The organism is uncultured Phyllobacterium sp. (assembly GCF_902479695.1).
Classification (GTDB): domain Bacteria; phylum Pseudomonadota; class Alphaproteobacteria; order Rhizobiales; family Rhizobiaceae; genus Phyllobacterium; species Phyllobacterium calauticae.
In genome coordinates this window covers 83887-101251 of the sequence record NZ_CABSQF010000006.1, presented here as the reverse complement: position 1 = coordinate 101251, position 17365 = coordinate 83887, and the positions used below count along the sequence as shown (strand labels likewise).

The window sequence follows — 17365 nt, the reverse complement described above, 5'->3', positions numbered from 1 at the left end:
CTGTCAGCGTCCTGCCGCATAGGCCTGCATCAGGCGCGGGGTGGCAGCGGCACGCAACAGCCCGTCCGCTTCGCGTTTCGCCGCGGTCAGGCGGCCCACGGTCCACGGGTCTGCGGGGGTGATCAGGTGGCCCTTCTGCTTGAGTGCGTTCAACGCATCGGCTCCGATACTGGTCTCGATGGTGATGTTTCCAAGCTCGCTCGTGCGCGGATAGAAGGAGCTTGGGAAATGCGCCGTGTGGAACAGCGGTTGGTCGATTGCTTCCTGCAGGTTGAGGCCGTGATGGATATGGCGCAGGAAGAATGGCAGCTGCCATTGGTCCTGCTGGTCGCCGCCGGGGGTGCCGAAGGCCATGGCCGGCCGTCCTTCGAAAAGGGCGATGGTGGGGGTAAGCGTCGTGCGGGGCCGCTTGCCGGGAGCAAGCGATGTCGGCAGGCCCTCCCGCAGCCAGAACATCTGCGCGCGCGAGTTGAGACAGAAGCCGAGACCGGGAATGATGGGCGAGGATTGCAGCCAGCCGCCGGACGGGGTGACGGAGACCAGATTGCCCTCGCGGTCAATCACGTCGATATGGACCGTATCCCCACGCTTTTCCGACAGGTGCGCCATGGTCGGCTCATAGACAACGCCGCCGCCCATGCCTTTCAACATGTGCATGGTCAGGTCATACTGCGCGTCAAAGCCGGGTATCCTGCCGGGTTGAAGCGTGCGGGAGGCTTCTCCCGTGATCAGCTTGCGGCGCTCATCCGTGTAGGCGTCAGACAGGAGATGGTCTATCGGCACATCGGCATGCTTTGGATCGCCGTAATAGACTTCCCGGTCCGCATAGGCGAGTTTCATCGCCTCCACCACCGTGTGCACGAACTCCGCGCCATTTGGGTCCATGGCCGCAATGTCAAAGCCTTTCAGCAGCGCAAGCGATTGCAGCAGGGCGGGTCCCTGGCCCCACGGGCCTGTCTTGGCAACGGTCCAGCCGTGATAATCGTAGGTTTGCGGTGCTTCGATCGTTGCGCGCCAGTTCGCCATATCGTCGGCGGTCAGGACTCCCCTGTGGCGACTGCCACTGGCATCCATGACTTCGGCGCTGTGCAGATAGTCTGCAATATGCTCGGCAACGAAGCCGCGATAAAACGCATCACGCGCTGCCTCGATCTGGCTTTCGCGTTCCTTCCTGCTTTCGGCTTCGGCAATGATGCGTTTCCAGGTTGCTGCAAGAACGGGGTTCCTGAAATTGGCATGCGGCGCCGGTGCCGTGCCGCCCGGCAGCCATGTGGTAAAGGATGTCGGCCATTCCTTGCGGAAGAATTCGCCCAAACCGCTGATGGTCGCGGCGACACGCGGCAGAACCGGATGACCGTTCTCGGCGTAGTAGATCGCCGGTTCCAGCACGTCCCGTACCGACATCGTGCCGTAGTCGCGCAGCATCAGCATCCAGCCATCGAATGCGCCGGGTATGACGGTGGCCAGCAGGCCGTCGCCGGGGATAAGGTCCAGACCCTCACGCTTGTAATGGTCTATTGTCGCGCCTGCCGGCGCCGGTCCCTGTGCGCAGATGACTTCGACCTTGTTCTTCTTCTTTGAGTAGAAGACTGCCGGCATGTCCCCGCCTGCGCCGTTCAGATGCGGCTCCACCACCTGCAGAACCATGCCTGTCGCCACGGCCGCATCAAACGCATTGCCGCCCTTTTCCAGAATGCTCATGCCAACGGCGGTGGCGATCCAGTGGGTCGATGTCACAACGCCAAAGGTTCCAAGAATCTCGGGCCGGGTGGTGAAACGGGTCATTGCATTGTCCTTTCAGATATTATGCTTCGCGCGGATCGAGGGCGTCGCGCAGGCCGTCGCCAAGAAGATTGAAACCGATAACAACGAGAAAGATGGCGGCACCCGGCCACATGGCCATCCAGGGTGCCTGGGAGAGGAAGTTCTTGGCGACATTGAGCATCGAACCCCAGCTGGGCGCGGGGGGCTGCTGCCCAAGCCCGAGGAAGGACAGGCTGGCCTCGGCAATGATGGCGGTCGCGATGGTCAGGCTCGCCTGTACAAGCAGCGGCGAGAACACGTTTGGCAGGATGTAGCGGGTGATGATCCGGTAGTGCCCGAGCCCGACGGAGCGCGCTCCTTCCACATAGTCTTCGGTTTTCACGGTCAGCACCTGTCCGCGGGTCAGCCGGACGAAAAGCGGCATGGCGGAAAACCCGATGGCGATCATCGCATTGCCAAGGCTTGGCCCGAGAAAGGCGGCCAGCGCAATGGCCGTGATGAGGAACGGCATGGCAAGGAATGCCTCGGTGATGCGCGAAATGATGATGTCGATCCAGCCGCCGAAGTAACCGGATATCAGTCCGAGCGGCACGCCGACGGCAACGGCGATGCCCACCGAGAATACGCCGGCCATCAGCGAGGCGCGGGCGCCCCAGATCATGCGCGAAAGAATGTCCCGACCGATATCGTCGGTTCCCAGCCAGTGTGCGGCGGAGGGAGCCTTGCGGATGGCCGACCAGCTGGTGGCGACGGGATCCGCTATGGGTAAAAGCGGCGCCGTGACGGCGAGGACCAGGAAGACGCTGATAATCAGAAGCCCGGCGAGGGCGCTCCTGTTCGCCTTCAGTTTCTTCCATGCACGGTTGCCTGAACGGCTTTGCTGGGGCGCTGCCGGTATTGCCTGCTGCATCGTCATAGCGTGGCCCTCATTCTCGGGTTGAGCAGGATGGAAAGCACGTCGGCGACGAGATTCATCAGGATGAAGCCTGCTCCGGTACAAAGGACAACGCCCTGGACAACCGCGTAATCCCGGTTGAAAACCGCATCGACGATCAGTTTGCCGAAACCGGGAATGGTAAAGATCTGTTCCGTCAGCACGGCGCCCGCCAACAGCTCACCAAAGAGAAGCGCGGTCATGGTGATGATGGGAAGAAGCGCATTGCGGAACGTGTGTCGGAGAATGACAGATCGTTCGGAAACGCCCTTGGCCCGGGCCGTGCGGATGTAATCGGCACTCAGGACCGTCAGCATGGACGACCGGGTGTGGCGCATGAGAGTTGCTGCCAGTGCCAGCCCGAGAACGAAGGCCGGCATGATCATTGTCTGCAGCGACCGCAGCGGGTCCTTGAAGAACGGCTCGTAGCCCGATGCGGGAAGCCAGCCCAGTTTCACCGACACGAGCAGGATGAGCATGATGCCCATCCAGAAATTGGGTACGGACAGGCCGGAGAGCGCGACGACATTGGCGATGTAGTCGACGGCAGTATTCTTCCTGACCGCCGCTATTATTCCGATGGGCACGCCGATGGCCAAGGCGAACGTCATGGCCATGACGGCCAGTTGGATGGTCACCGGCAGCTTTTCGGCAATCAGGGAAAGGACAGGCTGGTTGGTCCGCAGGGATATGCCGAAATCGCCCCTGAGGGCGGAGCCGACCCAATAGAAATACTGGACGATGACAGGGTCGTTCAGGCGGTACTTATCCCGCAGGAGTTCAAGCACCTGCGGATCGCGCTCTTCTCCCGCCATTGCGAGAATTGGATCACCCGGCAGCAGCTTTTGCAGCGAAAATGCAAAGATCGATATGATGATCAGTGTCGGTATGGCCAGCAGAAGCCGCTTTCCGATGTAGGTATACATGGGCTGAAAATCCTGACGCATCGCCTGGCGGCGAAGCTGCAGAACATTGCAGCTTCGCTTCAAGCCGTTTCGTTAGCTCTTCTTGACGCCCTGCAGGCGGATCATGCCGTCAGGGGAGGGGACAAAGCCTGTGACGTTCTTCTTGAGGGCCCAGATCCATGCCTGATGACCAAGATAGATGATGGGCAGATCGTCATTGAGAATCCGCGCCGCCGCATCGTATTTCTGCTTGCGCGCGGCGTTATCCGTGGAACTGCGGGCCGCGTTGAGAAGGGTGTCCACTTCAGGATTGCAGTACTTGGCATCATTGATGGCACCCTTGCAGGTGACAAACTCACGCAGATTGCCATCGGGATCAACACGTCCGGACCAGTCGGCATGGCCAAACTGGAATTTTCCGGCTGGTAGTTCTGACTGGAGCGTTGCGAACTCCGTTGCCTTCAGTTTGACGTTAAACCCGGCCTCCGCAACCATCGATTGGATGACCTGCATTCTCTGCATGGTCACCGGATTGTTCGGGGTTGCAAATTCTATGTCGAGCGTTGCAAACCCAGCCTCTTTCATCAGGGCCTTGGCCTTTTCAACATCCCGGGCCGGTACCGGAATGTCCTTGTCATACCAGGGACTGTTGGGCGGGAAGGGCTGGTTGCCGGCAACCGACGTGCCTTCATAAACAACCTGATTGACAGCTTCGCGGTCAATGGCGAGCGAGAAGGCCTGCCGCAGCCGCTTGTCCTTGCCGAACGGATTGTCGGCGAGCGGCCCATTGCCCACATTGGCGATCATGGCCAGATATCCGACACCGATCGCATCGGCATAGGTGAGCTTCGAATCCGCTTTCACCGCCGCAGCGTCCGTGGCGGCGAGCCGTTCCAGCATGTCGAGATCGCCGGACTGCAGGTTGGCAAGACGCACGGTCGAGTCCGGGATCGGCAGGAACGTCACCTTGTCGATGAAGACGTTGGCCGCATTCCAGTAGTGCGGGAATTTTTCGAGCACGATGCGATCCTGCTGCACGCGCTCGACGAACTTGAAGGGACCTGAACAGACCGGCTTGCTGCCGAGGTTTGCCCCCAGTTCCGCTGCCGCCTTTGGCGAAACCATCATGCCGCTGCGATCCGACAGCTGGGCAAGCAGGGATGCATCAGGGCTTTTGAGGGTGAATTTGACCTGATAGTCGCCCGTTGCCTCAACACTCTTCACGGAAGACAATTCGCTCTTGCGGCGGGATTCCGGCAATGTCTGCGAGCGCTGGATATTGGCGACGACGGCCGCGGCATTGAACGGCGTCTCGTCGTGGAAAACCACGTCCTTGCGCAGGTTCATGGTCAATTCGGAACCGTCATCGGACCATTTCCAGTCCGTCGCCAGCTGCGGTACGATCTCAAGTGTCGGGCTGACATCGACCAGCTTGTCGCACAGGGCCGTATAGACGATGCGGCCGACGAAGGTGCGCGACTGTGCCGGGTCGAGGACATCGGCATCGTCCTGAAGGCCGATACGCAATTCGCTGGCGCCCGCAGGCACGGCAATGAGAATACCGGCTAGCAGGCCTGCAAGAAGTCTGGTCTTTTGCATTGAAGTTCTCCTCTTTTCATCAGAGCGGTCAAATCCGCTTGTTTGTTCCGTGTTGATGGCCGGTTATCTTCCGGTCCTTATCGCGATGGTGGTCTGTGCTTGCGGCACTTATCCGGGCTGTTTGGTTTCGAATCCGTCCAGCGATGTCAGGCGGATCAGCCATTCCTGCAGCATCAGCAAGTGCTGGCGCATGGCTTCGCCCGCCCTCAGCGGGTCGCGGGATTCGATGGCATCGATGATGGCTGAGTGGTGGTCATAGGATGTCACCGCGGCGTTGTTGCCGCTACGCGCGCGCTCACGGATGATCTGCCAGGCTTCATCCTGGCGCACCCGGTTGACCACATCGAAGATGGTCAGGAAAAACTGGTTGCCGGCACTCTGGGCAATTTGCCGATGCAGTGATCCATCCCACAGCTCATGCGAGTCGGCATCCTGGCTTTCGCGCGATTTCAGCGCCAGTTCACGCATGCGGTCGATGTCTGTTTTCTTGGCCCGCATGGCCGCGAGCTGTGCCAGCTGCGGTTCTATCCTCAAGCGGACCTCCATGATTTCCATGAAGTTCGTGCCGGCGATGATGGTATCGACATGCTCGCCCCAGCTATCAGGTTCGCGTCCGGCAAATGTGCCCTGACCCTGCCTGCGCCATATCCGGCCTTCAGCTTCCAGCACCTCCAGTGCCCGCCGGACCGAGCGGCGGCTGACGCCGAGTGATTCCGACAGTGCGCGTTCGGTTGGCAATTTGCCGTCTTTTCCGAATTCGTCGGATGCGAGAAGCCGGCGCAGCCGGTCAAGCGCGTAGTTCGAGTTTTCCTGGGACTGGTTGCTTGCCATGCGGTATTGGTCCGGACCAATTGTAATATTGGTTCAGTCGACGGTATTTTTCCGATGGCGTCAAGATGTTATTTTGAGCATTTATGTTTCTGCTCAAATTGTGGGCATGCTTGTACCGGTTAACCCCTTGGAATCAGACGTGTTGCGGCTGAAACTTTTGTTCACAACTTGCCACTTTGAAGCCATGTTTTTTACATCGGTCTGACATGAGGCGCTGGTAGGAATCCTTCACCGAAGCGAAACGGAATCGGTGACGAAAATGCGCGCCACAACTGATCAATGGAATCCGCACTGGGCCGTCCATCCCGGCGAGCATCTGGCGGCCTGTATCGGATCGCATGGGCTTTCACGCGAGAGATTCGCCCGGGCCGCCGACATTCCCGTGGAAACCATCGACGCGATCATCGCCGGCCAGCACCCCATCACGCTCGACATCGCCGTGCGCATCGAGCGTTCGCTCGGTATCATGCCGGATCTCTGGTTCATTCTGCAGTCAAAATGGCATCGCCAGCAGAAGGCGTCCTAGCCCGATCTGAATGGGATCATAGAAAAGTTGCGATATCCTCCAGCCGCCGTTTTTCGGTCGCATGCGCCGGAATGGTCGCGCCCGGACGGGGATAGCCGACAACCAGCATGATATAGGGCTTGTCCTGTGCGGGACGCCCGCAAATCTCGTTCAGGAATCCCATGGGGTTGGGTGTGTGGGTCAGCATGGCCAACCCGGCCTTGTGCAGTGCTGCGATGAGAAAGCCGGTTGCGATGTTGACCGATTCCGGCACGTAATAATTTTTGCGCAATACCCCGTCGGCGGAACGACTCTTTCGCTCGCCGAATATGCAGATGAGCCAGGGAGCGTCTTCGAGAAAGGGTTTGCTGCTGTCGGTTCCCAGCGGTGCCAGGGCTTCGAGCCATTCTTCACCGGCACGGCCGGCATAGAAGGCCTGTTCCTCTTCTTCCGCAGCAACGCGAATCTGCCGCTTGATGTCGGGATTGCCGATGACGGCAAAATGCCATGGCTGATGATTGGCACCATTGGGTGCCGTTCCCGCCGCAAGCAGGCAGCTTTCGATGATATCCCGAGGCACTGGCCTTGTATCGAAATCCCGCACGGTATGACGACGGCGAATTTCCTCGTAGAAATCAAGCGCATTGCGGCGCATGAGGTCGACGGGCAATTCCTGATAGTCCGGCAGGGGGATGGGTTGGTAGGCCGTGGGCTTGGCTTGGCTCATGGTAAAAATCCTCACATATTGTCCGCTTATATTGTCAGACAATTCTCGCGAAGCAATCCCTCTTCGTGTACAAGGCTGGCCTTATTCCTAATCGGCGGTGAAATGGTCGTCGGTCAGCGACTGTATGAGTGCGCGCGACGCTTCGATATGGTCGAGCATGATGGCCTCGGCGCGCTGCACCTGTCCGTCAAGAATGGCGCTCACCAATGCCTGATGCTGGGCATTGGAGTTCAACACCTCCTGGCGGTGAACCAGCATGCGGAACTGCAGCCAGTAGATGGAGTTGTTGAGGCGACGCAGGGTTTCCGCCAGAAGCGCATTGCCGGCGCGTGTCACGAACAAGCCGTGGAATTCTTGGTTCAGATCCGAGAATCGCTGCATATCGCCGCCGAAAACCGCATCGTCCAGCTGCATCTGCAAGGTCTGGAGTTTTGCCGGCTCTGCCAGGATGACCGGAGCGGCCAGACGAACCGCCAGGACCTCGAGCGCCCCGCGAACCTGAAACAGTTGATCCACGCCCTTGCGCGACAATTGTCTGACCGTCACCCCGCGATTGGGCTCAAAGGCCAGGAGTCCGTCGGAAGCCAGGCGCTGAAAGGCTTCCCGGACCGTCGACCTCGATACGCGGAGGCGTTGGGTGAATTCGCCTTCCGTCAGGCGCTGACCTGGCGCCAGATTGCCTGAGCGGACGCGCGCGGTAATGGCGGTGACCACGTTTTCAACGGTGGAAGCGTGTGCAGGGTCACGCATGGTACGATGTTGCCCTCATGTCGTTGTCTGTACCGAGCCTGTGCCGGAGCGCATCGGGACCAGATCCTAACTTTGGCTGGTGCGGCGCTTTCGGCGAAGGCTGAAAAACAGGATGATCGAGCCCTCGGCAATGAACAAGACGACGGATGCCCAGAAGCCGACATGAATGGGGTCGTAGGGGGTTCCGCGCAGCGCATAGCCAAGGCAAAGAAACGGCGTGTTCCACAGGAAGGTGCCGACTGCTGTTGCCAGGGTGAAAGCGCGCGGATCCAGCCGCAGAACGCCAGCCGGCAGCGCGAGGTAAATGCGGACGGTGGGAATGACCTGTCCGGTCAGGGTTACCCAGAAATGATTGCTGCGATACGAATTCGTCAACCGCTCATAGAAGGCCGGTTTGAGGAAAACATATCGGCCATAACGTGCCACGATAGCCTTTGCTCGCTCCGGTCCGAGCAGCCATCCCAGCGAGAACCAGCCCAATGCCCCGGCAGCGGAGCCGATTGTCGTGACGAGAATCGCCAGACCCAGGCCGTTGCCATCGGGCACCGTCATTCCCAGAAGCATGAAGAGGACATAGGAGGGGATGACCGGGATGAACTTCTCAAGCAATGCCAGAGACCCAAAACCAACGAGACCAAAGCTCAGGAGTGTCGCGATGGTTGCGGGCGCTTCGGCGGCTATATCGGCTGCAGGCATTCAAGTTCACGATCTTTTATGCCGAGGTCGGCGGTGTAGTGTCTTTCCTCCAACACGGGCCTGTGATGGTCCTGTTGCGCCAGAACCTCTACGGCAATTGTAGCATAACTTCCAGAGCAATGTATTGGCGGTGACACGAGGCCACGGAGTGTCCCCGCCAAACGACCATGGATGGCCGGGGTTCTAGGGACGGTCGATCTTCGGCCCGATATGCGCCGGAATCGGGCATTGATAGGGGCGTCCTTCGGTTTTTTCCAGCCACTCCGCCTTAGCCTGGGCCAGAAGACCGGGATTGAGAATGAGATCAAGGCCGGTCGAAGCCAGGGACTTTGCCGCATGGGCAAAAGCCTTGTGCGCTGCCGGACTCTTGCCTTGGGCCACCACCTGCCAGGTGTGCGGGGCGGTGCCGATGGCCCATGCGGGTGCCCAGCACTGTGCGGTCGGCGTGACCCAGCTGACGTCGCCGACGTCGGTCGAACCGGCGCGGAAATGCGATTCGCCTTCAAAGTCGCGCAGCCCGAGATGCAGCGGGCTGGAACCGTCAACCTTGCCGTTGAGGAACACGTCCTTTTTGATCTGATAGAGCCGGACGCTGCTCTTGATGGCCTCCGGTGTCAGCGTGTTCTGTATTTCCTGGGCGAAGGCAACATCCCTTTCGTCAAACGGGACCGGACCAAGATCGACCATATTGGCGTGGATTGCACTTTCGAGGGTGATGTTCGGCAGAAGGTTTGTTGCCGCCCGGTCGAACACGATTTCGACCTCGGTATCCGTCATCATCGCCGCGCCTTTGGCGATCCGGTCAACGCGCGCCGCCAGATCAAGCGCCACGGGCAGTTCCGGCGCGCGCACGAGATAGAGCGCTTCCGTGCGGGATTGAACCACGTTGGCGGCTTTCCCGCCGGCGTCCGTGATGGCGTAGTGAACACGGCAATCCTGCGGCATGTGCTCGCGCAGGAAATTGACGCCGACATTCATCAGTTCCAGCGCATCGAGCGCGCTGCGGCCGAGATGGGCGCCATTGGACGCGTGCGCCGCCACACCCTTGAAACGATAGTAGATCTCCAGCACCGCCAGATTGTTGGTGGAGCGCACACCGTTGAACGGTGCGGGATGCCACGTCAGCGCAGTGTCCACATCATCGAAGGCACCGGCGCGGGCCATGAATGTTTTTCCCGAGCCACCCTCTTCGCCGGGGCAGCCGTAATAGCGGATGGTGCCCGGCAATTTGTTCTCCGCCAGGTGCTTCGCCAGGGCAACGGCGGCCAGCATCGAACCGGTGCCGAGCAGATTGTGCCCGCATCCATGCCCCGTGCTCCCGGATTTCTCCGGTTGTTCGACGGCAATACCTGCCTTCTGGCTCAATCCGGCAAGGGCGTCGAATTCACCGAGAAAGGCGATGACCGGCTTGCCATGACCGGCCTCGCCGATAAAGGCGGTTTCGATATCGGCGATCTCACGCTCGATGCGAAAGCCGTGCTTCTCCAGCATGGCAATCTGCGTCTGCGCAGACTGGTGTTCCGAAAAGCTCAACTCCGCATAGTCCCAGATGGCGTCGCTCATTGCAGCAAATTCAGGCTGCAACCGGTCGACAGTTGCAGCAATGGCTGCAACAGTTTGCTTGGTGGTCATCATGTCTTCCCTTTGGTTGTTCAATGTCCGGGCACAAACGCCCGCAAACAAACCTTCAAATTAATCGTCGAGCGATACTTCCCAAACCCGTGCATTCGACTGCCATACGGGCGTGCCATGCACTTTCTTCGACGCACCCCAGAGATCCATCAGGTCATAGAGAAAAATACCCGGCACATCCTGCAGCATGAGCTCGTGAAACTGGTCGAAGATGGCCTGACGCTTGCTTTGGTCGGCTTCCCGGTAGGCCGCATCCATCAGCTCGATCGCCTTGGGATTATCCCACATGAGGGAGGCGTTCTTGTCCTTGTTGCCGACATAGAAACTGTACATCAGAGCGGGATCGAGGCGCGGCGTCACCGACTGCGAGATCACCTGGTAGTTGCCGCTGCGACGCCGGTCGACCTGGGTGGCGTAATCCAGCACTTCGATCTGCACGTTGAGGCCAACCTGCTGCATCATGGCCTGGGCAACCACGGCGACGGGATAGCTTGGAACATTGCCGCGCTTGTTGGCAATGATCTTGATGACTTCGCCCTTGTAACCGGACTCGGCGAGCTCTTTCTTGGCCTTTTCAAGATCGGTGGCAATCCGCTTCTTCTGCACGTCGGAATAGTAGATCGAGTCCAGCGACACCATGGAGGCATTGGCAGCGCCGGTGCCGTTGGAAACAGCCCCGACCAGATCGTCGAGATCGAGGGCTGCGGCCATGGCGCGGCGAACGCCTGCTTTGCTCAGCACCGGATCGCGGGTCTGGATGTAGAGAAGATTCTTGCCGTTGTTCCGCTTCATGATCAGCTGGATCGCGCCGTTGTCCTTCAGTTCCGGGACGAGATCGGCGGGCACTCCCCCCGCATCCAGTGCGCTTGCCAGCAGGCCTGCCTGGACCGTGGACGCATCGGGAACCGCCGTGAATTTTACGCCGTCCACCAGGGGGCGCTTGGAACCAACCATGCCATCCGGCTTGCCGTCGTTCGGCGGCGATACATATTGGTCGAATTTTGCCAGACGGACATACTCGCCGCGCTTCCATTCACCCCACTTGAACGGCCCTGTGCCGATGGGAGCGACGAAACTGCCGTCGGCCGCCACCGACTTCGGGCTGATAATGCCGGTGTAGCCGCATTCCGGCCGTGCCATCAGGCCGAGGAACACCGCCGAAGGCGATGCGATCTTCACGGCGACGGTATGGGCGTCGACAGCCTCGATGCCGGTGACCTTGACGGTTCGGCTGCCGTCGAAATCGGCGCGGCAGGTCCACTTGGTGTCCTCTGCCATATAGCGGTTCCAGTTCCACACGACATCGGCAGCGGTCAGCGGGTCGCCATTGTGGAACTTTACATTGTCGCGCAACGGGAATGTATAGGTCAGACCGTCCGCCGACACATTGACGGATTGGGCGAGAAGCGGCTTCACATCGCCGTTCTCCGTATAGCCCACCAGCCCTTCGACCAGATGAAATATGACGGAGTCGGTGTTGCCGTCGCGGTTGACGCCGGGGACGTTGCTGCGAATATCCGAGCTTTGCGCGACATTGATGTCACGGGCCTGAGCAAGGCCGCCGGCCGTCATCAGGATTGTGCCTGCGAGAAGTATCTTTTTCATGTTCCACTCTTTTTCCATAGGTTCAGGCGTCCAGCCGCCATTTGAGTTTGACGCCGCCATTGTCGTTGAGATCCAGTGCGGGAATGGCTGAAAGCAGTTTGCGCGTATAGGCTTCCCTCGGGGTATCGAAGATTGCGTTCCGGTCTCCCTGCTCGATGATCCGGCCATCCTGCATGACGATCACCCGGTCGGCGATCTGCTCGACAACGCCGAGATCGTGGCTGATGAAGAGGCAGGAAAAGCCATAACGCTTCTGCAGGTTTGAAAAGAGCTCGAGAACCTGCGCGCGCACCGTCACGTCCAAGGCCGATACCGGTTCGTCGGCGATGAGGAATTTGGGTCGGCGCGCGATCGCCCGGGCGATGGCAACGCGCTGACGCTGACCGCCGGAAAGCTGGTGCGGATAGCGGTCGGCAAAAGCCTTGCCGAGGCCGACCTCTTCGAGTGTATCGGCAGCACGCTGCTTTTTTTCCGCCGCCGTCAGGTCGGGGATAAGTCGCAACGCTTCCTCGACAAGTGCCATGATGGTCATGCGCGGGTCGAGCGACGAATAGGGATCCTGAAAAACCATCTGGCAGTTCATGCGGTAGTTGAACCAGTCGCTGTCACGGCGCTTGCCGTGGAACAGGATTTCGCCGCTGGTTTCCTTGACCAGTCCGGCGATGGTGCGGCCGAGCGTGGTTTTCCCCGAGCCCGAGCCGCCGACCAAAGCCACCACCTCGCCCGGATGGATATCGATGCTGATGCCATGAAGGGCGCGTTTGGCAATGCCTTTCTTGAACAGGCTTTTGCGTCCGGCATAATCAACCACGATGTCGCGCGCTGAAACGATCGGGCTGACGCTCGTGTCGATGACACGCACGTCACCGCGAAACGGCAGGGAGGACAGCAGTTTGCGCGTATAGGGATGCTTCGGTCTTGAGAGAATTTCTTCCGTCGTCCCCTGCTCGACCACCACACCCCGTTCCATCACGACAAAACGATGGGTGTAGCGGGCAACCATCGGCAGATCGTGGCTGATCAGGAGGACGGCGGTCCCTTGCTCCTTGGTCAGTTCCACCATCAGTTCCATGACATCGCGCTGCACGACGGCATCCAGCGCGGTGGTTGGCTCGTCGGCAATCAGCAGGGCCGGTTTCAGGAGCATGACCGAAGCCAGCATGATGCGCTGGCGCATGCCGCCGGAAAATTCGTGCGGATAGGCGGTCAATGCACCGGCCGGGTCCTTCAGGCCGACACGGGTCAGCATGTGCAGGATGTTGGTCCGGCGCATCTCGGGTGTCTGCTTGGTGTGGAGAATCAGTCCTTCTTCCAACTGGCGGCCAATGGTCATCGACGGATTGAGGGAGGTCATCGGTTCCTGAAAGACGACGCCGATTTCGCCGCCACGCAAACGCCGCAACGTGCGGTCGCTGGCCTGAAGCGTATCCTGACCCTTGTAAACGATCGAACCGCTGGCATGCCGGATGCCCGGCGCAATCAGTCCGATGATCGACCGTGTCGCCAGCGTCTTGCCCGACCCGGATTCACCGACGATACCGACGATCTCTCCGGGTGAGACATCGAAGCTCACATCTTTGACGACGGCGCCGCCATTGTGGATGACCTCAAGCGTCAGCCCGCGAACACTGAGAAGCGCGTTTTGATTGCTCATTTCAAACCTCTCATGCGGGGATCGAGCTTGTCACGCAGGGCATCCCCAAGCAGGTTGATGCCGAGAAGGGTCAGCGCGATGCAAAGGCCGGGAAAGAAGCCAAGCCAGGCTGCCTGTTCGATGAACGGCCGGCCGGCGGCAAGCATGTTGCCCCAGGTGGGTGCAGGCGGCGGAACGCCAAGGCCGAGGAAGCTCAGCGCACTTTCCGAAAGGATCGCCCAGCCGAACATGGATGTCCCCAGAACCGTAATCGGTGCCAGGCAATTGGGCAGGATGTGGCGGAGAATCGTATAGATTTCGCTGTTGCCCATGACCTTGGAGGCTTCGATGAATTCCCGTTCGCGCAGGGACAGGACGGCACCGCGCACGATACGCGCCATCGACGGGGTATAGGCGATCCCAAGTGCGAAGATGATGCCGTACTGGTTGGCGCCGAAAACCGCGAGCAGTCCGAGGGCGAGAAGAATACCGGGAAAGGCCAGCAGGGCATTGTTGAACGCCATGATGACGCCGTCGACCCAGCCGCGTGCATAACCGCTGATCAGGCCGATAAGGGTGCCGAAGAACACAGCAAAACAGACTGTTGCAAAGCCGATCCAGACACTGGCCTGTGCCCCGACCATCAGCCGGCTCAGGACATCCCGTCCGAACTCGTCGGTGCCGAGAAGATGCGCTGCGCTTGGTGCGGCCAGACGCGCGGAAAAACTGAGCTTCATCGGATCGAACGGCGTCCAGAGCATGCCGATGGCCGCGACGATAAAGAGGAGGGTGATGATGGTGCCACCGATCACCCCGTTGAATGTAAGCTTTTTCATTCCGCCACCACCCGTGGATCAAAGAGTGGATAGAGAAGATCCACGACGAGGTTGACCAGGACATAGGCAACCGCAACCAGCAGGAGACAGCCCTGAATAACGGGATAATCGCGCTGGAAAATACTGTCGACGAGCAGGCGGCCGAGGCCCGGTATGGAGAATACGGTTTCGATAACCGCAATACCACCGAGCAGATTGCCAAGAATCAGGCCGATCATGGTCCAGGTCGGACCGAAGGCGTTCTTGAAGGCGTGACGCCACAGAACTGCCTGTTCCGACAGGCCTTTCGCACGGGCATGAGTGATGTAGTCAAGGCGCAAGACTTCCAGCGTGGATGCGCGGGCCATGCGGATGATCACACCCATCTCGTGGATAAAGAGGGTGGCAACCGGCAGGGCCATGTAGATAAGCCCGGCCTTCCAGTCCGTCGTCACCGAGACGTAGCCGAGCACCGGCACCCAGCCGAGTTTCAGCCCGAAGAAAAGCAGCAGCAGCAGTCCGAGCCAGAATGTGGGAATGGACAGGAGAACTGTTGCCGTGCCGACAAGCGCGAGATCGGTGAGGCTGTTCTGTTTCCACGCCGCGATAACACCGGCCGGGACGGCGATCACGCTTGCAATCAGAACCGCCAGAACAACGATTTGCGCGCTGATGAAAAAACGTGAGAGCACGAGGTGCAGGACGGGTTCACCGGTAACGATGGACTTGCCGAAGTCGCCATTGAACAGATGCCCCACCCAGATCATGAACTGCACCGGAATGCTCTGGTCGAGCCCCAGCGTGGAACGCAGGGCGGCGATCTGCTGCGGTTCGGCAAGATCCCCAAGCATGAGAGCTGCCGGATCGCCCGGGATGAGGCGGATAAGGGTGAACACTGCCACTGCCACGATGACAATCGTGGGCACAGCCATCAGCATTCGGCCGAGTATAAATTTGATCACGTGGTTCCCATTCTGCTCTTTTGGCTGCGCGGAAGTTCCCCGCAGTCATCTGGCCATTGTGTGCCGGACTATGAGCATATGTGAAAACCATGCGCAATATTATGAGTAAATGTCATAGCGCTATGCAAGCGGGTACTTGCTGTGGGGTGTCGGGACCATCCAATAGGGCGGAAAGCTATCCGTTCAGTTTTGCGGGCCCTCGACGTTGAGAAGCCTCTGCTTCATCCGCCTGCTGAGCGCTTCGGCAGCGATGGACAGCGGAACGCCAGCCGCCTTGGCAAGGCCGAAACTCTGCGTGAGCGGCGGATCGAAGGGCCGTATGACGATCCTTGTATCCTTGGTCAGGTGCGCGAAGAAGCTGCTGATGATGGCTATCCCAAGCCCATGCGCGGCATAGGAAAAGGCGGAATTGTTGCTGTGCGTTTCGATCTTGACGGTCTGCGTCACACCGGCCTGGCGAAAGATCTCATCGAGTTTCATGCGGGTGGGCCTGTTGCGGCCGGTCAGGATCAACGGAATATTGCGTAAATCTTTGGGCGTGACGATGTCCAGGGCGGCGAGGGGGTGTTCTGCGGGAATGACGCATACCTTTCGGCCGCTCACGACCACCTCAAGCTCGACGCTGGTGCTCTGCTGTCCTTCATAGCGCAGGAAACCGAAATCCACGATGCGCTGTTCGATCAGGCGGGTGATGGCGCCCGACGTGTCGAAGAACGTTTCTATGCGCACCCGCGGAAAATCCCTGTCGAAATCCGCGAGAAGATCCGGGGTAAACTGGTCGGCAAGGCTGTTGGGCAGGGCGATGCGCACTGATTCAGGCCCGACGGCCCCGCTGCGCAGGTCCTGCGCAAGGTTGGTGAAGCGGTCTATTCCGGCAAGGACGAGTTCGGCGTCATAGGCGAGCTTTTCCGCCTCCGGTGTCGGGATCAGCCGGCCTTTGTCCCGTGCAAACAGCTGCATCGACAGGTTGGCTTCGAGCTGCTGCAGCAGGCGGCTGACGCCCGACTGGCTCAGGCCCATGGCCCGCGCCGTTGCAATTGTGGAGCCGGTAACGAGCAGGGTGCGCAGGACTTCGAGCTGCCGGACATTCATTGGATTCTCACAGATCTCATGGACAGGGCGATTGTGTCTCGATTCGATGGAACAGGCCGAGCCCCGTCGAAGCTAAACTGTTAATTTTGCGTAAACAATCCGTCACGTGCCTTCAAAATGTCCCATTGGGAGGCGAATTGTGAATGGTCTGTCACTTGCGCATTCCGGCACGCCTTCACATGTGTTGCTTCAGGTATATCGAATGAGATCGCCCTGCGATACCTTCTGTAACCTGTTGCTGAATTTGTGGGCTGGAGGATCGATTGCGGTGCACCGGTCACAATTTGAGAAGGAGAGTATGATGAAGAAGACACTTGCTATGGCACTTGCGACCACGTCGTTGGCAATTGCTGGTGCAACGGTCGCTGTTGCAGCCGATATGCCGGCGACCTATCAGGAGCCGGACGCGCGCAACGGCGTGAGGATCGGCTATCTCACCTGCGATATCGATGGCGGCGTCGGCTACGTGCTTGGTTCGGCCAAGGAAGTCGATTGTGTCTTCCGTTCCACAGTCGGCCGTGAGCGTTCGGATCATTATACCGGCGCGATCAAGAAGCTGGGTGTCGATCTCGGGTTTACAACACGCAGCCGCCTCGTCTGGGCTGTGTTTGCACCGACCGCTGGTTACCACCAGGGTTCGCTGAGCGGCGTTTATCGCGGTGCGACAGCGGAAGCCACACTCGGCGCCGGTATCGGCACCAATGTGCTGTTCGGTGGTACCGCAGGCTCCGTTCACCTGCAGGCAATCAGCGTCACGGGCCAGATCGGTCTGAACGTTGCTGCCACCGGCACGTCGATGACGCTTGCCTCGGCCAACTAGGACTGGCTGGTTTTCCTCGCGCCGCGGTGCGAGGGTTGCATTGGAGTGGGCACCGCCGAACAGGTTTCGGCGGTGCCCATTTCCGTTTGGGAGCC

The 17365-nt window shown here is 59.6% G+C and carries 16 protein-coding genes; 2 read left to right on the top strand and 14 right to left on the bottom strand.

Annotated elements, in window-relative coordinates; genetic code table 11:
* Nucleotides 1-3: 3 nt before the first annotated feature.
* From RDL77_RS05860 to RDL77_RS05840, 5 genes are all read right to left on the bottom strand, one after another.
* Nucleotides 4-1785 carry a gamma-glutamyltransferase family protein gene (locus tag RDL77_RS05860; protein ID WP_288192129.1) on the bottom strand — a complete coding sequence of 594 codons (1782 nt, stop codon included), beginning with the start codon at nucleotides 1783-1785 and terminating at the stop codon, nucleotides 4-6.
* A gap of 19 nt (nucleotides 1786-1804) precedes the next feature.
* Entirely contained in the window at nucleotides 1805-2674 is an 870-nt protein-coding gene (locus tag RDL77_RS05855) for an ABC transporter permease (RefSeq protein ID WP_374042670.1), read from the bottom strand.
* 2 nt (nucleotides 2675-2676) lie between these two features.
* Complete coding sequence (locus tag RDL77_RS05850) at nucleotides 2677-3624, bottom strand: ABC transporter permease (protein ID WP_223614673.1); 948 nt, start codon at nucleotides 3622-3624, stop codon at nucleotides 2677-2679.
* 72 nt (nucleotides 3625-3696) lie between these two features.
* Nucleotides 3697-5202 carry an ABC transporter substrate-binding protein gene (locus RDL77_RS05845; protein ID WP_288192127.1) on the bottom strand — a complete coding sequence of 502 codons (1506 nt, stop codon included), beginning with the start codon at nucleotides 5200-5202 and terminating at the stop codon, nucleotides 3697-3699.
* Nucleotides 5203-5310: 108 nt separating this feature from the next.
* A complete protein-coding gene (locus tag RDL77_RS05840; RefSeq protein WP_223614675.1) occupies nucleotides 5311-6033 on the bottom strand; it encodes a FadR/GntR family transcriptional regulator in 723 nt (240 codons plus the stop codon).
* Between the two features lie 259 nt (nucleotides 6034-6292).
* On the opposite strand from RDL77_RS05840, the gene RDL77_RS05835 reads away from it, so the two are divergent.
* A complete protein-coding gene (locus tag RDL77_RS05835) occupies nucleotides 6293-6559 on the top strand; it encodes a HigA family addiction module antitoxin (RefSeq protein WP_223614676.1) in 267 nt (88 codons plus the stop codon).
* A gap of 16 nt (nucleotides 6560-6575) precedes the next feature.
* Here RDL77_RS05835 and RDL77_RS05830 read toward each other — a convergent pair whose 3' ends face one another.
* From RDL77_RS05830 to RDL77_RS05790, 9 genes are all read right to left on the bottom strand, one after another.
* Nucleotides 6576-7265, bottom strand: coding sequence for a nitroreductase family protein (locus tag RDL77_RS05830; protein WP_288192125.1), 690 nt, complete (start codon nucleotides 7263-7265; stop codon nucleotides 6576-6578).
* An 87-nt stretch (nucleotides 7266-7352) separates the two neighbouring features.
* Nucleotides 7353-8015 carry a GntR family transcriptional regulator gene (locus tag RDL77_RS05825; RefSeq protein WP_288192124.1) on the bottom strand — a complete coding sequence of 221 codons (663 nt, stop codon included), beginning with the start codon at nucleotides 8013-8015 and terminating at the stop codon, nucleotides 7353-7355.
* A gap of 66 nt (nucleotides 8016-8081) precedes the next feature.
* The gene (locus RDL77_RS05820) at nucleotides 8082-8711 is read right to left on the bottom strand and encodes a DedA family protein (protein ID WP_288192123.1); all 630 of its coding nucleotides are present in this window, start codon (nucleotides 8709-8711) and stop codon (nucleotides 8082-8084) included.
* Between the two features lie 183 nt (nucleotides 8712-8894).
* On the bottom strand, nucleotides 8895-10343 hold the full coding sequence (locus RDL77_RS05815) for a M20 family metallopeptidase (protein WP_288192122.1): 1449 nt from the start codon (nucleotides 10341-10343) through the stop codon (nucleotides 8895-8897).
* Between the two features lie 60 nt (nucleotides 10344-10403).
* Nucleotides 10404-11948, bottom strand: coding sequence for an ABC transporter substrate-binding protein (locus RDL77_RS05810; protein ID WP_288192121.1), 1545 nt, complete (start codon nucleotides 11946-11948; stop codon nucleotides 10404-10406).
* A 22-nt stretch (nucleotides 11949-11970) separates the two neighbouring features.
* On the bottom strand, nucleotides 11971-13602 hold the full coding sequence (locus RDL77_RS05805; protein ID WP_288192120.1) for an ABC transporter ATP-binding protein: 1632 nt from the start codon (nucleotides 13600-13602) through the stop codon (nucleotides 11971-11973).
* Entirely contained in the window at nucleotides 13599-14417 is an 819-nt protein-coding gene (locus tag RDL77_RS05800) for an ABC transporter permease (protein WP_223614683.1), read from the bottom strand. The genes RDL77_RS05805 and RDL77_RS05800 overlap by 4 nt, the downstream gene beginning before the upstream one ends.
* On the bottom strand, nucleotides 14414-15358 hold the full coding sequence (locus RDL77_RS05795) for an ABC transporter permease (RefSeq protein WP_223614684.1): 945 nt from the start codon (nucleotides 15356-15358) through the stop codon (nucleotides 14414-14416). Before RDL77_RS05795 ends, RDL77_RS05800 begins: the two co-directional genes overlap by 4 nt.
* Nucleotides 15359-15541: 183 nt before the next feature.
* Complete coding sequence (locus RDL77_RS05790) at nucleotides 15542-16450, bottom strand: LysR family transcriptional regulator (RefSeq protein ID WP_288192119.1); 909 nt, start codon at nucleotides 16448-16450, stop codon at nucleotides 15542-15544.
* Nucleotides 16451-16751: 301 nt separating this feature from the next.
* On the opposite strand from RDL77_RS05790, the gene RDL77_RS05785 reads away from it, so the two are divergent.
* Nucleotides 16752-17270, top strand: a complete 519-nt coding sequence (locus RDL77_RS05785) for a DUF992 domain-containing protein (RefSeq protein ID WP_223614686.1) — start codon at nucleotides 16752-16754, stop codon at nucleotides 17268-17270.
* The last annotated feature ends 95 nt before the right edge of the window (nucleotides 17271-17365 follow it).

Bases quoted from the DNA above. Each gene is read 5' to 3' on its own strand.
- RDL77_RS05860 (WP_288192129.1), bottom strand. From the start codon at position 1,785: ATGACCCGTTTCACCACCCGGCCCGAGATTCTTGGAACCTTTGGCGTT.
- RDL77_RS05855 (WP_374042670.1), bottom strand. From the start codon at position 2,674: ATGCAGCAGGCAATACCGGCAGCGCCCCAGCAAAGCCGTTCAGGCAAC.
- RDL77_RS05850 (WP_223614673.1), bottom strand. From the start codon at position 3,624: ATGTATACCTACATCGGAAAGCGGCTTCTGCTGGCCATACCGACACTG.
- RDL77_RS05845 (WP_288192127.1), bottom strand. From the start codon at position 5,202: ATGCAAAAGACCAGACTTCTTGCAGGCCTGCTAGCCGGTATTCTCATT.
- RDL77_RS05840 (WP_223614675.1), bottom strand. From the start codon at position 6,033: ATGGCAAGCAACCAGTCCCAGGAAAACTCGAACTACGCGCTTGACCGG.
- RDL77_RS05835 (WP_223614676.1), top strand. From the start codon at position 6,293: ATGCGCGCCACAACTGATCAATGGAATCCGCACTGGGCCGTCCATCCC.
- RDL77_RS05830 (WP_288192125.1), bottom strand. From the start codon at position 7,265: ATGAGCCAAGCCAAGCCCACGGCCTACCAACCCATCCCCCTGCCGGAC.
- RDL77_RS05825 (WP_288192124.1), bottom strand. From the start codon at position 8,015: ATGCGTGACCCTGCACACGCTTCCACCGTTGAAAACGTGGTCACCGCC.
- RDL77_RS05820 (WP_288192123.1), bottom strand. From the start codon at position 8,711: ATGCCTGCAGCCGATATAGCCGCCGAAGCGCCCGCAACCATCGCGACA.
- RDL77_RS05815 (WP_288192122.1), bottom strand. From the start codon at position 10,343: ATGACCACCAAGCAAACTGTTGCAGCCATTGCTGCAACTGTCGACCGG.
- RDL77_RS05810 (WP_288192121.1), bottom strand. From the start codon at position 11,948: ATGAAAAAGATACTTCTCGCAGGCACAATCCTGATGACGGCCGGCGGC.
- RDL77_RS05805 (WP_288192120.1), bottom strand. From the start codon at position 13,602: ATGAGCAATCAAAACGCGCTTCTCAGTGTTCGCGGGCTGACGCTTGAG.
- RDL77_RS05800 (WP_223614683.1), bottom strand. From the start codon at position 14,417: ATGAAAAAGCTTACATTCAACGGGGTGATCGGTGGCACCATCATCACC.
- RDL77_RS05790 (WP_288192119.1), bottom strand. From the start codon at position 16,450: ATGAATGTCCGGCAGCTCGAAGTCCTGCGCACCCTGCTCGTTACCGGC.
- RDL77_RS05785 (WP_223614686.1), top strand. From the start codon at position 16,752: ATGAAGAAGACACTTGCTATGGCACTTGCGACCACGTCGTTGGCAATT.